This window comes from Mesorhizobium sp. M0983, from assembly GCF_040318975.1.
Lineage (GTDB): Bacteria > Pseudomonadota > Alphaproteobacteria > Rhizobiales > Rhizobiaceae > Mesorhizobium.
Window position 1 is genome coordinate 162,579 of the sequence record NZ_JAMYNH010000005.1, and the last position, 21,222, is coordinate 183,800.

The following is a 21,222-nucleotide window of genomic DNA, read 5'->3' on the forward strand; positions in this document are numbered from 1 at the left end:
GGAGGAATCGGCTGCGACGCTCAAGAGGAGAGGGCGTAGCGGCTTGAACTATCGGGGCGCCGCCCCGCTAAAGGAGGAGACGAAAGCATGAATAAGTCCCGCACTTTGCTGGCCGCGCTATCGGTCAGTCTGCTCGCATCGACCAGCGCGTTTGCCGGCGACGTGCGCATCATGTGGTATTCGGACGGTGTCGAAGGCGATGTCATTCAGGACATTCTGAACCGCTTCATGAAGGACAATCCCGACATCCACGTCACGCTCGACAACGTCGCCTACAAGGTGATCCAGGAGCAGCTGCCCATCCAGCTCGAAGCCGGCCAGGGCCCGGACATCGCCCGCGTCACGAACATCAAGGAGCTTGCCCAGCACTGGCTCGATCTCAGGCCACTGGTGGCCGATCCGAAATATTGGGAGGACAATTTCGCTGACACGCTGGACTGGATGCGCCCCGACGGCTCCAACGCCATCCCGGGTTTCATGACCCAGCTCACGCTCACCGGCGGCTTCGCCAACAAGACGTTGTTCGAACAGGCCGGCGTGCCGCTGCCCGGCGACAAGGCGACCTGGGACGACTGGATCAACGCCGCCGCCGAGGTGGCGAAGAGCCAACAGCTTCCGGCTGCCTTCGCCATCGACCGTTCCGGCCACCGCATTTCGGGTCCGAATGTCTCCTTCGGAGCGAACTATATCGGCCCCAATGGCATGCCGGCCAAAGTGGACGACGGCACCAAGGCGTTCGTCGGCAAGCTCGTCGACTGGACCGCCAAGGGCCTGATGCTGAAGGATACCTGGGTGTCGGCGGCAGGCTCGACCTACCGCGCGGCCGCCGACGACTTCATCAACGCCCAGATCCCGTTCTACTATTCGGGCAGCTGGCAGGTCGCCAATCTGTCGACCAAGATCGGCGACAGTTTCGACTGGGTGGCAACCGGCTCGCCCTGCGGTACTACAGGCTGTTCGGGCGTGAAAGGCGGCGCGGCGCTGGTCGCCATCAAATACACGAAGAATCCCAAGGATGTCGCCAAGGTCATGGATTATCTGGCCCGTGAAGACGTGGTGGAAGAGTTCAGCGAGCGCACGCTGTTTCTGCCCGCGCACAAGGGCGTCGTAGACAAGGGCGGGCTGAAATGGGTCTCGGCCGACAAGAATGTCGGTCCGGCGCTCGACAAATTCGTCAAGGCGGCGGGTGAAACCCTGCCGGCGGCCGATGCGCTGCCGCCGTGGAAGTGGGCCAATGCTTACTTCGCCGCGCTGGTGACGCGCGTCAGCCAGGTGATGGCCGGCGAGCTCAGCCTCGACGATGCCTGGGGCAGGATCGACCAGGATATCGCCGACAAGGTTGCCGAGGCGAAGTGACCGCCGCCGCGACACTGAAGGCATGGATTGGCGCCGCCCTCGCGGCGCCGGTCGTGTGGCTGGCATCGATCGTCAACGTGCCGCTGAAGTTCTGGCAGCGCGCGACGGGCACCGGCGGCATGGCCGCGTTCTTCCTGGCCCCAAACATGGCGATCTTCGGCATTTTCGTCCTGGTGCCGATGATCATCAACTTCTTCTATTCGGCCACGTCAGGAACGGCCTACTTCCTGCAGGACCGAACCTATGTCGGGCTCGAGCAATACCAGCGCCTGCTCGATTGCGGCAACTACCTGGACACTGCCACTTGCCACGAGGATCTCTTCTGGAAGGCCGTGCACAATACCGGCCTGTTCGTCGTCGTGCAGGTGGCGCTGATGACGGTCGTGTCGATGGCGACAGCGCTGATCCTCAACCGTGAGATCGTCGGGCGCAGCTTCTGGCGCGCGGTGTTCTTCTTTCCGGTGCTGCTGTCGCCTGTCGTCACCGGTCTGATCTGGCGCTGGATCCTGCAACGCCAGGGCTTGCTGAACCTGATCGTCCATGATCTGGGCGGCGAGCCGCACAACTGGCTGACCGACCGCTTCTGGGCTTTCACCGCCGCCGTCAGCGTTTCGGTCTGGGCCCATATGGGCTTTTATACGCTTATCCTGCTTGCCGGATTGCAGGCGATCCCGCGCGACCTTTACGAAGCGGCCGAGATGGACGGCACGAAGCCGGCGCGGGTGTTCTGGCGCATCACGCTGCCGCTGCTGATGCCTAACCTGCTTGTCGTCATCGTGCTGACGCTGATCCGCGCCGTGCAGATCTTCGACGAAGTCTATGTGCTGACGGGTGGAGGGCCGGGAACCTCGACCCTCTATATCACGCAGTACATCTATGAGATCGGCTTCGCCTCCCTGCTGCGCAATCCGGGGCTGGCTTCGGCGGCTTCGATCTTGATGGGGTTGGTGCTGGTCGTGCTCACCTTAGTTCAGCTGCAGGTCGGACGCCGGGGTGAGCGGAAAGGAGCCCGCGAATGAGCAGCGTCATGACATTCCTGACCCGCCGGCGCGGCGGTCGCGGCTGGCACTGGACGGATATCGTGAGCTGGCTGTGGCTGCTCGGCGGCGTTGTCATCATGTTCGGTCCGGCCGTTTGGCTGGTGGGTTCGTCATTCAAGACACCGGCACAGCTCGCCGAGTTCCCGCCGACCATAATGCCTTATGTCAGCCAACAGGCGAGGGTCGAAGGCTACGATAAGCCGCTGGCCCTCTACAGGGTGAAGCTTCCGGATGGTTCGACCAAGGTGCTGGCCGAGGTGCGGCGCATCGGCATCATGGCGCAAATGGTGGACCCGCAGGCGCCGAACGATATCGTCAAGGTCAACATCGCCGACCGGCAGCCGGTGCGCGAAATCGGCTTCGCAACGGAGAACTACACCGAGCCCTTCGTCCATTTCGACTTCCTGCGCTATCTGCGCAATTCGGTCTTTGTGACGGCAATGGCGACGCTGATCACGCTGCTCACCAATTCGATGGCCGCCTTCGCCTTGTCGAAATACAAGTTCCGCGGCCGCGATCTGACGATGCTTGTGATCGTCGGTACGCTGATGGTGCCGCTGTCGGTCATCCTGGTGCCGCTCTATTCGGTGGTGGGCGCCGTCGGACTGCTCGATTCGCTGTGGGGCGTGATCTTGCCGACCGTGGCGACGCCGACCGGCGTCTTCCTGCTGCGCCAATATATGCTGACCATCCCGGACGAGCTGCTCGATGCGGCGCGCATGGACAACGCTTCCGAATGGCAGATCTACTGGCGCATCGTATTGCCGCTTGCAGCACCGGCGCTCGCCGTGCTGGCGATCTTCTCGGTCGTCTGGCGCTGGAACGACTTTCTGTGGCCGCTGGTGGTGCTGTCGCGCAAGGAACTCTACACACTCCAGGTCGGCCTCAACACCTATGCCGGCCAGCTAAACGTGCAGTGGCACTACATCCTGGCGATGACCGTGGTGACGATGATCCCCGTCGTCCTCGTCTTCGTCTTCCTGCAGCGTTACATCACTTCCGGCATTGCCGGCACCGGACTGAAGTGAGGATGTCATGGGACGGATAACGCTGACCAACATCGATCGCGCTTACGGCAAGATGAAGATCTTGCACGGCATCAACCTCGACGTCGGGGACGGCGAGATGCTAGTCCTCGTCGGCCCGTCGGGTTGCGGCAAGTCCACGCTGCTGCGGCTGATTGCCGGGCTCGATCGGCCGACCGACGGCAAGATTGAGATCGACGGGGTCGACGTCACCAACGTTTCGGCCGCGCAGCGCGGTCTGGCGATGGTGTTCCAGTCTTACGCGCTCTACCCGCACATGAGCGTGCGCCAGAACCTCGCCTTCGGGCTCGAAAACATCCGTATGCCGAAAGCCGAGATCGACGCGCGGATCACGGAAGCGACGCGCATGCTGGAAATTGCTTCCTATCTAGACCGCCGGCCCGGTCAATTGTCGGGCGGCCAGAAGCAGCGCGTGGCGATCGGCCGTGCGGTGGTGCGCAATCCGACCGCCTTTCTACTCGACGAACCGCTGTCCAACCTCGATGCCGAACTGCGCATCACCATGCGCGCTGAACTGGCGGGCCTGCACCGGCGGCTGGCAACCACGATGATCTACGTCACCCATGACCAGATCGAGGCGATGACGCTGGCGGACCGCATCGTGGTCATGCGCTCGGGGCGGATCGAACAGGTCGGCCGGCCGCTCGATCTCTACAACGCGCCGGCCAACCTGTTCGTCGCCGGCTTCATCGGCGCGCCGCGGATGAACCTGCTGCCGGTGAAGGTGCGTTCGGCAAGCGGCGCCGAGGTGCGTGTCGAAGGTCCGGGCGGGCTGTCGGCCTCGGTCGCCGCCGACGGGGTCGCGCTGAAACCGGGAGACGACGCGACGCTTGGCATCCGACCACACGACATCCAACTTTCGGATGGCAGCAAGGGATCGGTGGAAGCGCGGATAACGCTGGCCGAGGCGCTGGGACCGGAAACCGTTGTCCACGCCACCATTGCCGGCGACAGCAAACTTATCGCCGTTCTCAAGCAGCAGGGCGTTGAATCGCAAGGGCCGCCGATCCACCTCGCTCTGCCGCCGGAGCGCATGCATCTCTTCGATGCCGCCGGGCTGCGTGTCGCACCGCGTTAGCCGGAGGCAAGATAGCGGGTTGTTTCATGAACTGTCGCAACTGCTGCACAGCGAACGCGTGTTGCGCGCTTGTCAAAACACAAAATAGGTGAACGTTAAGACAACCAAACTCTTCAAAAGGGCGCTCTCTGCGATCATTGCTGCCACGGGATGTCCGGAATTTACTTCAAAGTGGATTTTCTCGTGGACGGTCTTCGGCAATACGGAGATCCGCGCCGCCACGTTCGCGCGCCTGAATCCGGCCGACTGACAATACGACCTGTGCTGAGGTTCAGTACGAACTACCGATCAGGGCAAATGGGATGTTCGTCCGCATGATAGCGGCGAGGCCGTGAAATCCGCGATCGTTCTTCAGTTCTGCCTTGTTGCAGAGCCGCAGCTCGACGGAGACGTTCTCGTGAGACTCTATTGCGCACCGTGGGTTTGCAGCCTTGCCGAACGGCTCGCTCTTCGGCAGGCGGAGATCTCCTTCGATAGTGAGCGCGTCGACTTGGGGTCGAGGCAATCATGAGCCAACCCCGCAAGATCGCGATCGCCCTCGTTGCCCTTATGGTGCTGCCAATGGCAGCTATTTGGAGCTGGCAGTGGTTTACAAGGGGCCGGTTCGAGGAAACGACCGATAACGCCTATCTCCGCGGAGACATTACCAGCATCGCTCCGAAGCTCGCCGGTTACGTCGTCGAAGTCGACATAGACGACAATGCCAATGTGTCAAAAGGTGCTGTCCTGTTTCGCATCGACGACAGCGACTACAAGGCCAAGGCGGAGCAGGCGAAAGCCAACGTCGCCGCCCGGCAGGCGGAAATCGCCAACATCAAGGCGACCCGTGAACTGCAGGACGCATTGATCGCGCAGGCCGAGGCGCAGAAGCAATCTGCCGCAGCCGACCTGCAATTCGCCCGCGCCAACTTAAGCCGCTACGTCACGCTGCAGAAGAACGGAACCGCAAGCGATCAGAAGCTGCAGGATGCGCAGGCCGGCCATGACAAGGCAAGGGCATCGCTGGACGGCGCAGAGGCCAATCTGTTGGCTCAGAAGTTGAAGCTCGGCGTCCTGGATGCACAATTGTCCGGCGCGCAGGCAGCCCTGTCGCAGGCACAGGCAGCGCTCGACCTGGCAATGCTAGACCTGGCCAACACCGTCGTGAGGGCCCCGGTCGACGGCATCGTCGGCAATCGCCAGATCCGGGTCGGCCGCTATGTCACCCCAGGGACGGCAGCCCTGGACATCGTTCCGGTTAACGATGTCTGGATCGTCGCAAACTTCAAGGAAACGCAGCTGAAGCAGGTTGAGATCGGCCAACGGGTCCGCGTCATGGTTGATGAATATCCAGATCTGCAAATCGACGGCCTTGTCGACAGCTTCGCTCCTGGCAGCGGCGCAGCCTTCAGCCTGCTGCCGCCGGACAATGCCACCGGCAACTTCATCCGCGTCGTCCAACGCGTGCCGGTCAAGATCAGGATGACGCGCAATCCGTTGCCCGGCCGCCTGGTTCCGGGACTCTCGGCTCGTGTTGTCATCACCGTCGGCACCAGGGATGCTCCGGCAGTAGCGCAGGAAATGCAGACAGGCGGGACCGCGAACGGGCGCTCAGCGCAATGATGCACCTCGCCGAAACGGCGGCTGTGCAGCGCCATCCCGGTACCCTGCGCGCTTCCTTGATAGCAACCGGCGTCGTGCTGGCCGCCTTCATGGACGCGGTCGCATCCACCGCACTGTCCATCGGCCGGATCGACATGCTTGGCGACACCTACGCAACGTCGGACGAGCTGGCGATGGTCGACGTGGTTTTCATCGCGGCGAAGCTGACGGCGTTCCTTGTCGCTCCGCTTCTTGTAACGGCAGCCAGGCCGACCGTCTGCCTGCGCGCGGGGGTTGTCGCCCTTCTGCTGGCATCCGCGGCCTTGACGTTGTCGGTGGACCTCACCTGGATTTGCATCTGCCGCATTGTCCAGGGGCTGGCTGGCGGCACAATTCTCGTCGCCGGCCAGACGCTGCTGTTCTTTCGCTTCCCTCATCGGCATCAGCCGGTCGTTCAGGCGGTTTTTGCCGTAGGCGCCGTCATGGCTCCGACAACCGTCACGCCGGCCCTGCAGGGCTGGCTTGTCGACCATCTGACTTGGGAGTGGATATTCCTGAGCATCATTCCGCTCGGCATCGTCTCCCTTGTCCTGTTGGCGGCGGACGGCGATCGGACCTTTTGGCGGAAAACCAGGTTTCCTGCCGTCGGGATATCGTTGCTCGGCATCAGCGCCGCGCTTTTGACCTACGTCCTGCTGCAAGGCAGCAGGTTCAACTGGTTCGACGACACCGACATCACCTTCCTTGCCGCAACCGGTGTGACGGCTGCCGGCCTCCTGGCCGTCTGGAAGACCCGCCTTCGTTCAGAAGGCTCACTGCTGGCCATCTCGCCCCTTGGCAATCCGGACTTTCGCTTTGGCCTTCTCGTCAGCATCGTCGCCGGCTCTGCCCTTTCGGGCAGCGCCTATCTCATTCCGGCTTTTGCCCTCAACGTGCTCGATTTTACCGCCACGGGCGCGGGAGTGCTTCTGCTGCCAAGCGGAGCCATGCTCGCGCTTGGACTTTTGTTGTCCGGCTTCCTCATCCAAAAGACCGGGATGCGCCCGATCACGCTTGCTCCGTTTGGCATTCTGCTCTTCGCAGGCGCCATGTGGCTGCTGTCCGCTTCGACGAGCGGTAGCGGATCACCGGACCTGACCCTTGCTCTGCTGCTGCGGGGATTCGGCCTCGGCCTTCTGTTCGTGGCACTGACGCTGATTACACTGCAGGGCCTTGCCCCTGATGCGCTGCCGTTCGGCATCGGGCTGTTCAACTTCGGCAAGCAGGCGGGCGGTCTGACCGGCACAGCCCTCTTGCAAACGTATATTGATCACCAGAATGTCCACAACCGGACGATACTGACGTCCCACCTCGTCAATGGCGATCCAGCCGTGGACCAGCGCTTGAGAGCCACTGCGAACGTTCTGGCGAATAGTATCGACAGCGCCGCGGCGACCAAGGCCGCGCTGCCGCTGCTGCAGCGCGCGCTTGAGAAGCAGGTCGCCACTATCTCGTTCGACGAAGCTTTCTTCGCGCTCGTCCTGCTGTTCGCGGTCGCTGCGCCCTGTCTCATTGTCGCCAAACAATTGCTCGCCCGCCAAGCCGCTCCGCAGAACTAAAACCGCGTCCAGGCCCTATACTTTGGAACAGATGTTTTGGTCGGGCGAGGCTTCCAGATTATCTCATGAGCCGTGTTAACCGGACGAGACAGGGATGACGAATGCAGAGGTTTTTCCGGTTTCACTCTGCAGCCGACGAAGAGGCAGCCGAGCGTCTTACCTGTCCGGCTCGTATTTCCCAGTGGTGGGTGTTGACGCGTCGATCCGCGTCGCTTCTTGCCCGAGGCGATCGTTAGGCGCGCCGTAGCGGCCGGGCCGCCGCAGCGGCGATATCTCCGCGCAATGCATGGATTTCCATGAGATGCAGCCGGGGCATCGCGGGACTAGATTTAGGCGGTGAGTTCGCCTGTCCAGATATTGAAAACAAGTGCTATATAAAGCGCTGACCGTCCCCAGGCTTTCTTTGTCCGACAGGAGAAGCCAATGACATCAGCGTCCGACTCACTTGGCGAAATCGACCCCGAAGCAACGCTCGCGCTGCAAATCATCGAGAGTATGCCCGGCCACGCGTGGGCAGCCGATGCCGCCGGACGATTCACCTTTGTGAGCCCAAACACCGTGGCGTTCCTCGGCAACACGCATGAGGATCTCAACACCTCCGAAGACGACGATGAGTTCGGCTGGCGTCGAGCCGTCCATCCCGACGATTATGATCGTGTCGCCGCCAGATGGCGGCATTGCCTCGAAACCGGCGATCACTATGACACCGAGCATCGTCTGCGGCGCGCCGATGGCGTCTATCGCTGGTTTCGAAGCTCAGGACGACCTTTTCGCGATAGTCAGGGCCGCATCATTCAATGGTACGGCACGACAATAGACATTGAGGACCAGAAGCGGGCGGAGTCAGCATTGCGCGACCGCGAGCGGGAGCTCTCGCAGCTCGTGGACATGGTACCGAGTCACATCTGGCGGCTCGATCCGGACGGCGAGCCGATTTTCTTCAATAAGCGCATGGTCGATTTTCTCGGCCTGGACGTAACGGATATGGACAGACCGGGCATGAGCCGGCTGGCGGCGATGATACAGGCCGGCGTCCATCCGGACGATGCAGCAGCATTCGGCGATGCACTCCGTGGTTGCTTCGCTACCGGTGCGAGCTTCGCCATGCGCTATCGCCTGCGCCGTGCCGATGGCGTCTATCGCTGGATGTCGAGCCGGGCGGAGCCGATGCGCGATGACGCCGGCCGCATCGTCCAGTGGTACGGCCTCTGTCACGACATAGACGATCAGATGCACGCCGAAGAGGCGTTGCGGCGAAGCGAGCGACAATTGCAGCACATGATCGACGCCGTGCCGGTCCGCATCTGGAGCGTGATGCCGACCGGCGGGCCGGTCTACTTCAACAAGCGATACCAGGACCATTTCCGCTCCGTTATCGCGAACTTTGATGCTCTCGGCGAGCCGGGCATCGAAACGCTGCTGCACGAGGTTATTCATTCCGAAGATGCTCCCGAGGTGCAGCGCACGTTATCGAATTGTTTCGAAACTGGCGGCGGCTCCGCGATGCGGTTTCGCTGGCGCGAAAAAGACGGCACCTATCGCTGGGCTGAGTGCAGGGTGGAGCCGCGGCGCGATGACAACGGAACGGTCGTGCAATGGTACGGGGTTTCTCTCGACATCGACGATGAGGTGCGCGCGCAGGCGGCGTTGCGCAAAAGTGAGCGGCGCCTTCAGCAGCTTATCGACACCGTGCCCGCTTTGATCTGGAGTACGACACGGGAGGGAAGGCCATCCTACGTCAACAAGCGGTTCACCGACGTAACCGGGGCCACGCTCGGTGACATCACCGCCCCGGACGGCTCGCCGTCCCTGAGCGTGATCCATCCAGACGATATCGACACCGCACGGCAGGCGATCCGCCATTCATTCGCAACGGGCGTGCCTTACGTTCAGAGATATCGCCAACGGAGGGCCGACGGCGGCTATCGCTGGACCGAGACTCGCGCCGAGCCGCTGCGCGACGAAGATGGCAGCATCCTCCAGTGGTACGGCGTGAGCGTCGACATCCATGATCTGGTGACCACGCAGGCCGCATTGCACGACCGCGAACGAGAGCTCTCGCAGCTCGTCAACATGGTTCCGAGCTACCTCTGGCGGCTGTCTTCGAACGGCGAGCCGACCTTTTTCAACAGGCGCCTGATAGATTTTCTCGGCCTGGACATAGCGGACGCGGAAAAGCCGGACACGAGCCGGCTGGCGGCCTTCATTGCCAACGTCGTCCATCCCGACGATGCCGCCAGCCTGAGGGAAGCACTCAACAGCTGCTTCGCCACCGGCGAGCGCTTCTTCATGAAGTATCGCCTGCGGCGTGCCGACGGCGTTTATCGCTGGATGGAGGGCCGCGCGGAGCCGCTGCGGGACCAAGGTGGACGCATCGTCCAATGGTACGGCCTTACGCACGACATCGACGACCAGCTGCGCGTCGAAGAGGCGCTGCGCGAGAGAGAACGTGCGCTCTGGCAGCTCGTTGAAACGCTGCCGGCAATGATCGATTGCGCCGCTCCGGATGGCGAACCGATATATCGCAGCCAGCAGCTCCGCGAATTCCTCGGATACAATCTTGAGGAATTGGACGAAGCGGGAAAGTCCCGGCTGGCTGGCACACTCGACGCCGGTGTTCATCCCGACGACCTGACAGGTGTCAAAGAGAGATATGCCCATTGTTTGTCCACCGGCGAGCCGTATGCGCGACGGCACCGTCTGCGGCGCTTCGATGGTGAATATCGCTGGGTCGAGACGCGCGCCGCGCCGATGCGCAACGCTGAAGGTGCCATCGTGCAGTGGAACGTTATCTGCCTCGACATCGAAAATGAGGTGCGAACACAAGAGGAGCTTCGACTGGCACAAGAGAGACTTGCGCGTGCGAGCCAGGCGGCGAGCCTTGCCGAACTCTCCGCATCCATCGCTCATGAGGTGAACCAGCCGTTGGCCGCCATCGTCGCCAACTCCAACGCATGCCACCGTTGGCTGTCCGCCGTGCCCCCGAACGTCGAGCGCGCGAAAATCACGGCCGAGCGCATCATCCGCGATGCCAACTCGGCGGCGGATGTCGTCAGCCGCATCCGTGCCTTGTTCAGACCTTCGCTTGAAATGAGAACCAGCACGCCGATCCCCAGCGTTATTGCCGAAGCGCGTGACCTCATGGCCGAGGAAGCCATACGGCGTCGCGTTCGCATGGACATCGATGTCGAAAGCAATCTTCCGCTCGTCGCCTTCGATCGCGTCCAGATCCAGCAGGTCCTGGTCAACCTCATTCGCAACGGCATGGAGGCGATGGACTCCACCACGGACAGGGTTCTCGGGCTGCGTGTGCGCCGGATAGAGGACACGATCCAGACCGAGGTCAGCGACCGCGGCCCGGGTATCGAACGTCCTAACAAGATATTCGAGCCGTTCTTTACGACGAAAGGGAATGGGATGGGCATGGGGCTGGCGATCTCCCGTTCGATCGTCGAGTCTCACGGCGGACGCCTATGGGCGGAGAACAGTGTGCCGCATGGAGCGACATTCATCTTCACTCTCCCGGTTGAAGCGAAAGCTGTGCAATGATGCCGGACGACGACAATCGTCCTCATCTTGGACGATGCTGAACGTATCCGGCGGCGCTCAGCAAACGCTTGGTTTATTCTCCTTTCGGTGAAGGGCGTCGCTGCCCCCGCGCAATGCATGGATTTCCATGAGGTGCGGTTGGGGCGTGGCGGGATTAGGGTGACGGTGTGAGTCCGTCAGCCCAGATCCAGCTACCAAGAGCAAGTGCTATACGAAGCGCCGACAATCTCCAGAGTTTGTTTGTCCGTCAGGGGCACCCGATGACGACAGCGCCCAACTCACTTGGCGAGACCGATTCCAACGCAACGGGCGCGTTAAAGCATGACTTCGACCGATCCGGACCGGGATTGCAAGGAAGTGGCCGATCTTTGGCGACGAGTGAACCAGGCCTGATTCGCGGCAACATGATCAGCGATCTTGAAAGAGGCAGGTTATCGCGCGTCTGGTCGCACCGTCCCCAATTCTTGCATCTGGGGCTTTTTATTACGGTCTATGTCCTGGGCTGCGGCTTCGCCCAGTCGCTCGCAATCATACCTGGAACAGGGATTTCCATTTGGCCTCCGAGCGGACTGTTCATCGCTACGCTTGTCTTCGCCTCCAGGTATAGCTGGCCGTGGTGGGTGCTGGGGGCCTGTCTGGCCGAACTGTTCAGCAACTTCTTGTGGTTCCACACTCCGCTGCCCGCGGCCTTCCTGATCTTTGCCGGCAACGCTCTTGAAGCGGTGGCCGGCGCATGGCTCGTGAACCAGACCTGCAAGCGCCCAGTTCGGCTGGAAACCTTGCGCGACGTTCTCGCATTCGTCGTACTGGCCGCTGGAATTGCGCCAGTCGCAAGCGCGACGGTGGGAAGTGCGGCGCTTGCGTGGTTTGGCATACAATCGCAAACCTTTGCGACGGCTTGGCCGCTGTGGTGGATCGGAGACGCGACGGGAGTCCTGATCGTAGCGCCACTGGCGCTGGTCGTGTTCCAGAACTGGCGCGGCAAGGCGCAGCTCTCAGCAGCGCGGTGGATGGAAGCTTGCGTCCTGGGGCTGATCTTTCTTGGTATCGCCGCCCTTTCCTTGAGCGGCTATCTGCCCTTCGCCTACATCATCATGCCGCCTCTTCTTTGGGCCGCAGTGCGCTTTGAGTTCAGAGGCGCCGCCGTAGCATTGACCGTTCTCGCTCTGATCACGGCGGTATTCACGATATCCGGCGCCAGCCAATTTGCCGGCGATCCCGAGTCCCAGAAGCACAACCAGATCATGCTGCAGCTTTTTCTGGCCATCTCGGCATTTTCGGCGCTCGTCGTGGCCGCCATATCCCGGCAGCATCAGGCGGCGGTGCTCACTTTGCGTGAAAGCCTTGAGGCATTGGGCGACCGGGAGCGGGAGCTCTCGCAGCTTGTCGACATGGTTCCGAGCCACGTTTGGCGCCTGAGGCCCGATGGCGATCCGACCTTTTTCAACAAGCGCATGGTCGACTTTCTCGGCCTGGACGTAACGGATTTGGACAAACCGGGCATCAGCCGGCTGGCGGCGATGATAAAGGCCGGCGTCCATCCGGACGACGCAGCAGCATTCGGCGATACGCTCAGTCACTGCCTCGCCACCGGCGAGCGCTTCTCCATGAGGTATCGCTTGCGCCGCGCCGATGGCGTCTATCATTGGATGTCGAGCCGGGCGGAGCCGATGCGCGATCACACTGGCCGCATCGTCCAGTGGTACGGCCTCTGTCACGACATAGACGATCAAATGCAAGCTGAAGAGGCCCTGCGGCGGAGCGAATTGCAGCTTCAGCAGATGATCGACGCTGTGCCGGTCCGCATCTGGAGCGCGGTGCCGACCGGCGGGCCGGTCTACTTCAACAAGCGGTACCAGGACCATTTCCGCTCCGTGATCGCTGATTTCGAAGCACTCGGAGAGCCGCGCATCGAGGAATTGCTGCAAGAACTGGTTCATCCCGAAGATGCTCCCGAGGTGCTGAGCACGTTGCTGAATTGTTTCGAAACAGGCGGCGGTTCCGCGATGCGGTTTCGCTGGCGCGAAACAGATGGCTATCGCTGGGCGGAGTGCAGGGTGGAGCCGCGGCGTGATGAGGACGGGGCGGTTGTGCAATGGTACGGGGTTTCCCTCGACATCGACGAAGAGGTGCGCGCCCAGGAAGCGCTGCGACAAGCGTCCGACAAACTCGCGCAAGCGGCTCAGGCTGCAAGTCTCGCCGAGCTTTCGGCTTCGATCGCCCACGAGGTGAATCAGCCGCTGGCTGCGATCGTCGCCAACTCCCATGCATGCCACCGTTGGCTGTCCGCAGCACCGCCGAACGTCGAACGCGCGAAGATTACGGCCGAGCGCATTATCCGGGACGCCAACTCGGCGGCGGACGTCGTCGGCCGCATTCGCGCGCTGTTCAAGCAATCCACCGAGACGAGAACCAATGCGACGCTCAGCAGTGTCATCGCAGAGGCACGCGACCTCGTGACCGAGGAAGCGATGCGGCGGGGCGTTCGCATCAGCGTTGATATCGGAAGCGACATTCCGCTAGTCGCGTTCGATCGCGTCCAAATCCAGCAGGTTCTGGTCAATCTCATCCGCAACGGCATGGAGGCGATGGACTCTGGTGCGGACGACGGAGTTATCAAAATCCGCGTGCGCCATATCGGGGATGTTGTCCAGACCGAAGTCAGCGATCACGGCCGGGGCGTCGAGTTTCCCGACCGGATATTCGAACCGTTCTTTACCACGAAAGAGCAAGGGATGGGCATGGGACTGGCGATCTGCCGTTCGATCATCGAGTCGCACAGCGGGCGTTTATGGGTCGAGAAGAACGAACCACGTGGAGCGACGTTTATCTTCACGTTGCCGATTGAAGCGAAAGCGGCGTCATGACGACGGACGGCCAAATTGTCTTCATCGTAGATGACGATGAACGCATCCGGGAGGCGCTCAGTGAGCTGCTGGCTGCGCACGGCATGCGTGCCGTAGCGTTCGGATCGGCGGGCGATTATATCCGCGCTGACAAGCCGGACGTCCCTGCCTGCCTCATCCTCGATATCGAGTTGCCGGATATCAACGGCCTCGATCTGCAGCGGCAGATTGCCGAGGGCGATCATCCGCCGATCGTTTTCCTGACAGGACATGGCGATATCCCGTCCTCCGTGCGTGCGATCAAGCACGGCGCCGTGGATTTCCTGACTAAGCCCTTCAGCGATGCAGACCTCATGGCCGCAATCCATGCAGCGATTGCCCAGGATCGGGCACAGCGATCGGAGCGCGCCGAGCTGGGCGTGTTGAAGCAACGTTATCTCGAACTGACGCCGCGCGAACGTGAGGTGCTGCCGCTGGTGGTCAGCGGCCTGCTCAACAAGCAGGCGGCCGCTGAGCTGGGGATCAGCGAAGTTACGCTGGAAATTCATAGAAGGAACGTCATGCAGAAGATGGTCGCGGCGTCGCTCGCCGACCTCGTGCGCATCGCCGAGCGATTGGGAATACCGATCACGCACTCGCGCCGGGCAGGGGGGAGCTGAGGGTGAGCAAGCGGAGGCCTGTCGTGGCGATCGTCGACGATGACCCAAGACTGCTCGAGTCGCTGGAGGACCTCTTGGAGTCCGCCGGCTATGTGGCCCGCAGCTTCTCGTCGGCGAGGTCGTTGCTGGTCAGCGGCCTGTCTGGATTGGACATGCTTATCACCGACATCGGGATGCCCGGCATGGACGGCTTTGAACTTCGCGACTTGGTCAAGAAGGCGCGTCCGGATCTGCCCGTGTTCCTGATCACCGGCCGCCACGAGATAGTGGATCAGCACCGCGCCAAGGGCATTGGCAGGCTTTTCCGCAAGCCGTTCGATGGCCAGGCACTGCTTGCGGCGATCGGCGACGCCTTACGCAACCCAGAAACGGAGGCTAAACATGAGAGTTGACCAATTGCCCTTACGGAGATCGACGCCGTCATCACAGCAGCGGAGGGCTGAAGCCGAGCAGCCGCTGGTCATTATTGTCGATGATGATGCCTCTGTTCGGGAGGCGCTGTCTGAATTGATCCTGTCGGCGGGTTTTCTGCCGGTGTGCTTTACCTCGACCCGTGAATTGCTTGACGCCGACGTGTTGGAGAGCCCCGGCTGTTTGATCCTCGACGTGCGCATGCCAGGGACGAGCGGTCTCGATCTGCAGCACCATCTTGCGAAAAACGGCAACCCCAAACCAATCATCTTCCTGACCGGGCATGGCGACATCCCGATGACTGTCCAGGCGATGAAGGCCGGCGCCGTGGACTTTCTGACGAAACCGGTGCGGGATCAGACGCTGCTTGACGCCGTGATCGCGGGCATTGCGGTGGACGCCAAACGGCGGGCGGATGCCGTGATCGTCAAGCGCAACATCGAGCGCGTCGAGACGCTGACGCCGCGCGAGCGCGAGGTCCTGCGTGAAGTGGCGCGCGGGCGCCTCAACAAGCAGGTCGCCTTCGACCTCGGCATCAGTGAAGTGACCGTCAAGCTTCACCGCGGCAATGTCATGCGCAAGATGGAAGCCGCTTCCATCGGTGAACTGATCCGGGCGTGGGAAACGCTGCCCGCGCCGATGCGCGAGGTCTAGAATTGGCACAAGCCGATCCATGCCCCATCCAATAGGATTGCCCAGCGCGCCCGGCCATTTCAGGCTGTGGGAAATTTGCTTCTTCAGCGCGCGAAGGCCTTCCTGCCCGTCGGCACGCTCCTGCTGCTGCGGGTGGTCCTGATGTACATCGGTGGTCCTATTGGGTGTTTTGCGGCCAGGCCCGCGCCAACATCGCTACCTCTGAGCGGCGCTCTTTTGCGGCGCCGGTCTGACCGACAAACTCGCAACATTTCATGCACAGCAACTGACGCCGGCCATGCCGCGTCGGTCCCGCGCCGCTACCCAAGCCTAAATTGACGTATGTCTATAAGAGCTTGCCTCGGCCCGTCCCCAATCCTCGGCGTGCCTGCCCTGCACCTTGGCATCGTATGACAGATGCTTCCGTAGAATAGGTTCGCGGCCCGGATCGGTGCATCCTGTTCCTCGCAAGCCATCACGACCGTCGCGTTTCTACCGCTCCTCGCTCGTTCCTCCCCGACCGCGACCGCACGGGCCGATTCGACGGTCGTGATGGTGAGCAGGATGTTCAAAGCACATGGATGGACATGATGAACAACGACGGACTTTTCTCCGTCGGCGGATCTCGCCGCGATGTCTTGTTGGCCGGCCTGATCGCCACCGTTGCCGCCGGACTGCCCCGCGCTGCTTCGGCCGCGAGCCGAAAACAAAACCTTCCCTCTTCCCCCTCAACCAAAGGAACCAAGACGATGAGCACCATCACGACCAAGGACGGCACCGAAATCTACTACAAGGACTGGGGTAAGGGTCCTGTCGTCACATTTTCGCACGGATGGCCGCTGAATTCCGACGCCTGGGACAGCCAGATGCTCTTTCTTGCCCATAACGGCTTCCGCGTGGTTGCGCATGACCGGCGCGGCCATGGGCGATCGAGCCAGGCCACGTCCGGCAACGACATGAATGGCTATGCGGACGATCTTGCAGCCGTGATCGAGGCGCTGGATCTCCGGGACGCCACGCTGGTCGGACATTCCACCGGAGGAGGCGAGGTTGCTCGCTATATCGGACGGCACGGGACGAAGCGGGTGGCCAAGGCTGTTCTTATCGCCGCTGTTCCGCCGATCATGGTGAAGACGCCGGCCAATCCGGAAGGCCTGCCGATCGAGGTATTCGACGGCATAAGGGCTGGCCTCGTCAAGGATCGTTCGCAGTACTACCGGGACCTCGCACCGTTGTTTTACGGCGCGAACAGGCCAGGCGCCAAGGTTTCCCAGGGGATTCTGGATCAGTTCTGGCTCTGGAGCATGCAGGCGGGTCTCGTGAACGCGTATGAAAGCGTCAAGGCGTTCTCCGAGACCGACTTCACCGAGGATCTCAAGAAGTTCGATGTGCCAACCTTGGTCCTGCATGGCAAGGACGACCAGATCGTCCCCGTCAAGGACTCGGCAGTCAAGTCGGCCCGACTGATCAAAGGCGCAAAGGATATCTATTACCCCGGCGCACCCCACGGGATTACGGCCACGCACCAGGATCAGGTCAATGCTGACCTGCTCGCCTTCATCAAAGGATAGCAAGCCTCAGTCACGACCGCATGTTTTCCGCAATTCCTTGGAGCCGCCGATGACCACCTTTGGCAATATTTCGCGCGCCCTGAACCGCATTTCGGGTGGCGCGCCAGGTCAAACCTTGTGCGCTCGCATAGCCGAGCGGTGGCCTGAATGCTGGTTCTGCCGGCTCATGTCCCGGATTGTGGAACCGAACCACTGCGCCATCGAGCTGGAGCGCTGGCAAAGGCGCGAAACATGTGCTGCGACACGGCTGCCATTCGGGCAACCGCGCCTGTGCAGCGCGGAGGCGATCGCCGGTGTTCGACACTACGTCGCGCTGTCGGGGGTCGCCGCCGCGCGCTTGTTCTGCCTTGAAGGCCACTGCGCTCTCCAAGACGTCAAACTGGCTAAGCGCCGCGAGTTTATCAATCGGTAGCCGTTTGCGATTGCCGCTCATTTTGGCGGTCTCAATTCGGCGTGAAATTTTCTTGGCCAGCGGTTGCGACTATCGCAGCAGCACCGGCACAATTTTTCGAAGGCAGGAACGACATGGGCGCACTCTCAGGCAAGATCGCGGTGGTCACCGGCGGAAACAGCGGGATCGGACTATCGGCTGCAAAAATCTTTGCCGCCGAGGGCGCGCAAGTCGTCATTACCGGCCGCCGGCGGCAGGCGGTCGAGGAAGCGGTCGCGCAGATCGGGGCAGGCGCGCTGGGCATTCAGGGAAATGTGGCCGACGTGGCGCACCATGATGAGGTGGCGCAGCAGATCCTCCAGAGGTTCGGGGCGCTCGACATCTATATGGCGAACGCCGGCGTAAACACCATCACCCACTCGGCCGACGTCTCCGAGGCAGAATATGATGCGCAATTTGCCGTCAACACGCGAGGCGTCTTCTTCGGCGTCCAGAAGCTGATTCCGATCATGCGGAACGGCGGCGCAATCATCCTCACAGGCTCGCTGGCCAGCGAGAAGGTTCTGGACGGTCATGCTGTTTACGCGGGCTCCAAGGCGGCCATAAATGCCTTTGCGCGCGCTTGGGCGATCGAACTGAAGTCTCGCGGTATCCGGGTCAACGTGCTTAGCCCAGGTCCGGTGGATACGGCTATTCTCGATAAGCTAGGCATACCGTTTGAGCAGCGCGGGCTGTTTGAAAAGGCGATGGCTGAGGCAATACCCTTGGGCCGGATGGGGCAGCCGGAAGAGCTGGCAAAAGCCGCCCTGTTCCTTGCCTCGGACGCGAGCAGTTTCGTCACGGGCATCAATCTGCGGGTCGACGGCGGGATGGCAGTGCTCTGAGCCACGACTGCGAAGTCGTCGCGCCAATAGACGGCCGAATAATGCCTGAGCAATCGGTCTTCCTCACGACGATTTTCCGGGAAGCTGCCGCACGAATCCCTCCAAATAGGTCGGAGGCGAGACGTTTCGCCGACGTGGTGCAAATTGTAAGCGGCAAGTCGCATTGCAGGGATCGACGCGCAAGAGAGAAGTCGGCTCGCCGATAGGGCTGAAGGACCGAGGTCTCGCCCCGGTCCTTCAATTTTCTGTAGGTCGGGATCAGTGACCCCAGATGCCCTGGCCATATTCATCGTTGGGAACAGTCGGCTTGCGTACGGTTTTCGGCACCCCGGTATCGCTGTTCATTTTTCTGATCGAGGATGTATACATGTTGTCAGACGCAGTCGCAGGCTGCTGGGCTCCGTTTGATCCATAGTGGTCGCTTCCGGCAATGGCGCTTCCTGCTGTAATAACAAGCGCGACGGCAGCAAGGACTGTCATTTTCATTTCAGTAACTCCATTAATAGCTTGGATGGTATTCACCCATACAAATATAAATGTCGTGACCCAGCGACACGATCAGACGGTCCGGCGGTTTGACCCATACCAAGGCATTGGGCGATGCGGGCCGAAGGCCAGGAACTATGTCGTTGACGAGAGGAGGCTTTGCCGCCGTGTTCGATCCGGCCGGCTCACCAGCGCTCAACGGATCGACCGCGCCAGGTTCTCGCCACGGCGGCAGCGGCGTCTTGCAAACACTCTCCGGCCGCGCGCGCCCTCAGTGTCTGCTCAGACGGCTGCCGACAGTGCACACTCGGCATAGATACCTCAATCATGCTGCAAGGCACCTGATCTCCCTGGTGACCTACCCTGCACCTTGGCATTGTATGACAGACCCTTCCGCACAATAGGTTGGCGGGCCGCATCGGCGCATTCTCCTGAGCATTGGTCACCACAGGCCACACGGGAGAAAGCAAATGCGAAACATAACTCGAGTCCTGGCGCTCACTGCGGCGCTTGCCGCGTCGGGCGGCGGGATGGCGCAGGCCGCGAATTCTCAGCCCAAGCCGACGATCGTACTGGTGCACGGCGCCTTCGCGGAATCGTCGAGTTGGGACGCAGTCATCACGAAACTCAGCAAAGACGGTTATGTAGCGATAGCCGCAGCCAATCCGCTCCGCAGCGTTGCCAGCGATGCGAAAGCAGTCTCAGCCATCGTCCGGTCGGTTTCCGGGCCGGTCGTGCTGGTGGGGCATTCCTACGGCGGGCCTGTCATCACCGAGGCCGCCAATGGCAATCCCAATGTGAAGGCCTTGGTCTACGTGGCGGGATTCGCGCCGGATACCGGCGAATCGAGCCTTACATTGTCCAGCATGTTTCCCGGCAGCACCTTGGGTAGCGCGCTTGCTCCAGTCGCGTTGCCGGACGGCGGACAAGACCTCTTCATCCAGCCGGCCAAGTTCCGCGCCCAGTTCGCCGCCGACGTTCCGGAAGAGCAGACCTTGCTGATGGCTGCCACTCAACGCCCTGTTGCGCAGGCAGCTCTGGCTGAAGCCTCGGGCGTCGCCTCATGGAAGACGCTGCCGTCCTACATGATCTACGGCTCAGATGACCGGAACATCCCGGCAGCCGTCATGAGTTTCATGGCCAAGCGTGCGCACGCGGTAAAGACCGTCGTCATCGAGGGCGCGTCCCACGCGCTCATGGTCTCGCATCCCGACGAGGTCACGTCACTCATCGAGGATGCTGCTGCATCGGTCAGTCAGTAGCAGGCCGGAAACGCCCAGCATCCGATCGAGCAACGAAAATAGACACGCAACACCAGGAGACTAGACATGAAGATCGTCGTCATAGGCGGAACCGGGCTGATCGGTTCAAAGACCGTGGAGAGACTGCGAAACAAAGGACACGACGTGCTTGCGGCGTCGCCGAATTCGGGCGTCAACACCGTTACGGGAGAGGGTCTGGCCGCCGCGCTTTCCGGTGCGCAGGTCGTCGTCGACCTCGCGAACTCGCCGTCGTTCGAGGAAAAGGCTGCCCTGGAGTTCTTCGAGGCATCCGGGCGTAATCTTTTTGCCGCCGAAACGGCTGCCGGTGTCCGTCATCACGTGGCGCTGTCGGTCGTCGGTACCGACCGGCTGCAGGGCATGGGCTATTTCCGCGGCAAGTTGCTTCAGGAAAAGCTGATCAGGGAGTCCGGAATTCCCTACACGATCGTTCACGCCACGCAGTTCTTCGAATTCACCGCCGCCATCGCAAACACGGGCGCTGTCGGAGATACCATTCATATGTCACCGGCCTACTTCCAACCCATGGCGGCTGATAATGTTGCCGATGCGATGGCGGACGTCGCGCTTGCCGCGCCGTTGAACGGCATGATCGAAATTGCCGGCCCGGAGCGCGTTCGCATGAGCGAACTTGTCGAGCGCTTCCTGAAGGCCACCAACGACCCGCGCAAAGTCGTCCCGGATCCCGGCGCGCTCTACTACGGCCAGGTGGCAATCGACGATCGAACGCTGGTGCCCGGCGAGAACGCGCGCATCGGCGCCGTGCGTTTCGATGATTGGCTCAGCCGATACACACCACCGAAATAAGTAATC

Annotated in this window: 16 protein-coding genes and 2 pseudogenes; 17 read left to right on the plus strand and 1 reads right to left on the minus strand. The window is 61.6% G+C overall.

Annotated features, from left to right (window positions below):
* Positions 1-87: 87 nt before the first annotated feature.
* The 15 genes and pseudogenes from NKH71_RS12110 (at position 88) to NKH71_RS12175 (ending at position 18,643) form a co-directional block, all read left to right on the plus strand.
* Positions 88-1,356: an ABC transporter substrate-binding protein gene (locus NKH71_RS12110; RefSeq protein ID WP_352494366.1), complete on the plus strand. Its 1,269-nt coding sequence runs from the start codon at positions 88-90 to the stop codon at positions 1,354-1,356.
* A complete protein-coding gene (locus NKH71_RS12115) occupies positions 1,353-2,375 on the plus strand; it encodes a carbohydrate ABC transporter permease (protein WP_023716975.1) in 1,023 nt (340 codons plus the stop codon). The genes NKH71_RS12110 and NKH71_RS12115 overlap by 4 nt, the downstream gene beginning before the upstream one ends.
* Complete coding sequence (locus tag NKH71_RS12120; RefSeq protein ID WP_023716976.1) at positions 2,372-3,424, plus strand: carbohydrate ABC transporter permease; 1,053 nt, start codon at positions 2,372-2,374, stop codon at positions 3,422-3,424. The genes NKH71_RS12115 and NKH71_RS12120 overlap by 4 nt, the downstream gene beginning before the upstream one ends.
* Positions 3,425-3,431: 7 nt before the next feature.
* The gene (locus NKH71_RS12125) at positions 3,432-4,520 is read left to right on the plus strand and encodes an ABC transporter ATP-binding protein (RefSeq protein WP_352483677.1); all 1,089 of its coding nucleotides are present in this window, start codon (positions 3,432-3,434) and stop codon (positions 4,518-4,520) included.
* 507 nt (positions 4,521-5,027) lie between these two features.
* Positions 5,028-6,122, plus strand: a complete 1,095-nt coding sequence (locus NKH71_RS12130) for an HlyD family secretion protein (protein ID WP_352483676.1) — start codon at positions 5,028-5,030, stop codon at positions 6,120-6,122.
* Entirely contained in the window at positions 6,119-7,699 is a 1,581-nt protein-coding gene (locus NKH71_RS12135; RefSeq protein ID WP_352483675.1) for an MFS transporter, read from the plus strand. Before NKH71_RS12130 ends, NKH71_RS12135 begins: the two co-directional genes overlap by 4 nt.
* 423 nt (positions 7,700-8,122) lie before the next feature.
* Positions 8,123-11,248 carry a PAS domain-containing protein gene (locus NKH71_RS12140; RefSeq protein ID WP_352895037.1) on the plus strand — a complete coding sequence of 1,042 codons (3,126 nt, stop codon included), beginning with the start codon at positions 8,123-8,125 and terminating at the stop codon, positions 11,246-11,248.
* 404 nt (positions 11,249-11,652) lie between these two features.
* A pseudogene (locus NKH71_RS12145) lies at positions 11,653-13,425 on the plus strand (MASE1 domain-containing protein); the annotation flags it as partial.
* 30 nt (positions 13,426-13,455) lie between these two features.
* Positions 13,456-14,115 (plus strand): annotated as a pseudogene (locus tag NKH71_RS33450) (sensor histidine kinase); the annotation flags it as partial.
* On the plus strand, positions 14,112-14,753 hold the full coding sequence (locus NKH71_RS12150) for a response regulator transcription factor (protein WP_023716982.1): 642 nt from the start codon (positions 14,112-14,114) through the stop codon (positions 14,751-14,753). The pseudogene NKH71_RS33450 and the gene NKH71_RS12150, both read left to right, overlap by 4 nt.
* Before the next feature lie 2 nt (positions 14,754-14,755).
* A complete protein-coding gene (locus tag NKH71_RS12155; protein WP_352483835.1) occupies positions 14,756-15,145 on the plus strand; it encodes a response regulator in 390 nt (129 codons plus the stop codon).
* Positions 15,135-15,818 carry a response regulator transcription factor gene (locus NKH71_RS12160; RefSeq protein ID WP_352483882.1) on the plus strand — a complete coding sequence of 228 codons (684 nt, stop codon included), beginning with the start codon at positions 15,135-15,137 and terminating at the stop codon, positions 15,816-15,818. The genes NKH71_RS12155 and NKH71_RS12160 overlap by 11 nt, the downstream gene beginning before the upstream one ends.
* A 569-nt stretch (positions 15,819-16,387) precedes the next feature.
* Complete coding sequence (locus NKH71_RS12165; RefSeq protein WP_502896349.1) at positions 16,388-17,368, plus strand: alpha/beta fold hydrolase; 981 nt, start codon at positions 16,388-16,390, stop codon at positions 17,366-17,368.
* Positions 17,369-17,417: 49 nt separating this feature from the next.
* Positions 17,418-17,780: a hypothetical protein gene (locus tag NKH71_RS12170; protein ID WP_352483837.1), complete on the plus strand. Its 363-nt coding sequence runs from the start codon at positions 17,418-17,420 to the stop codon at positions 17,778-17,780.
* Positions 17,781-17,893: 113 nt separating this feature from the next.
* Positions 17,894-18,643 (plus strand): glucose 1-dehydrogenase, encoded by a 750-nt coding sequence (locus NKH71_RS12175; RefSeq protein WP_352589056.1) that lies wholly within the window; start codon positions 17,894-17,896, stop codon positions 18,641-18,643.
* Positions 18,644-18,901: 258 nt separating this feature from the next.
* Here the strand turns inward: NKH71_RS12175 and NKH71_RS12180 are convergent, their stop codons facing one another.
* Complete coding sequence (locus NKH71_RS12180; RefSeq protein ID WP_352483839.1) at positions 18,902-19,129, minus strand: DUF680 domain-containing protein; 228 nt, start codon at positions 19,127-19,129, stop codon at positions 18,902-18,904.
* Positions 19,130-19,599: 470 nt separating this feature from the next.
* Between NKH71_RS12180 and NKH71_RS12185 the strand changes: the two genes are divergently transcribed.
* Positions 19,600-20,391, plus strand: coding sequence for an alpha/beta fold hydrolase (locus NKH71_RS12185; RefSeq protein WP_023716991.1), 792 nt, complete (start codon positions 19,600-19,602; stop codon positions 20,389-20,391).
* Positions 20,392-20,457: 66 nt separating this feature from the next.
* Complete coding sequence (locus NKH71_RS12190) at positions 20,458-21,216, plus strand: SDR family oxidoreductase (protein ID WP_352483840.1); 759 nt, start codon at positions 20,458-20,460, stop codon at positions 21,214-21,216.
* The last annotated feature ends 6 nt before the right edge of the window (positions 21,217-21,222 follow it).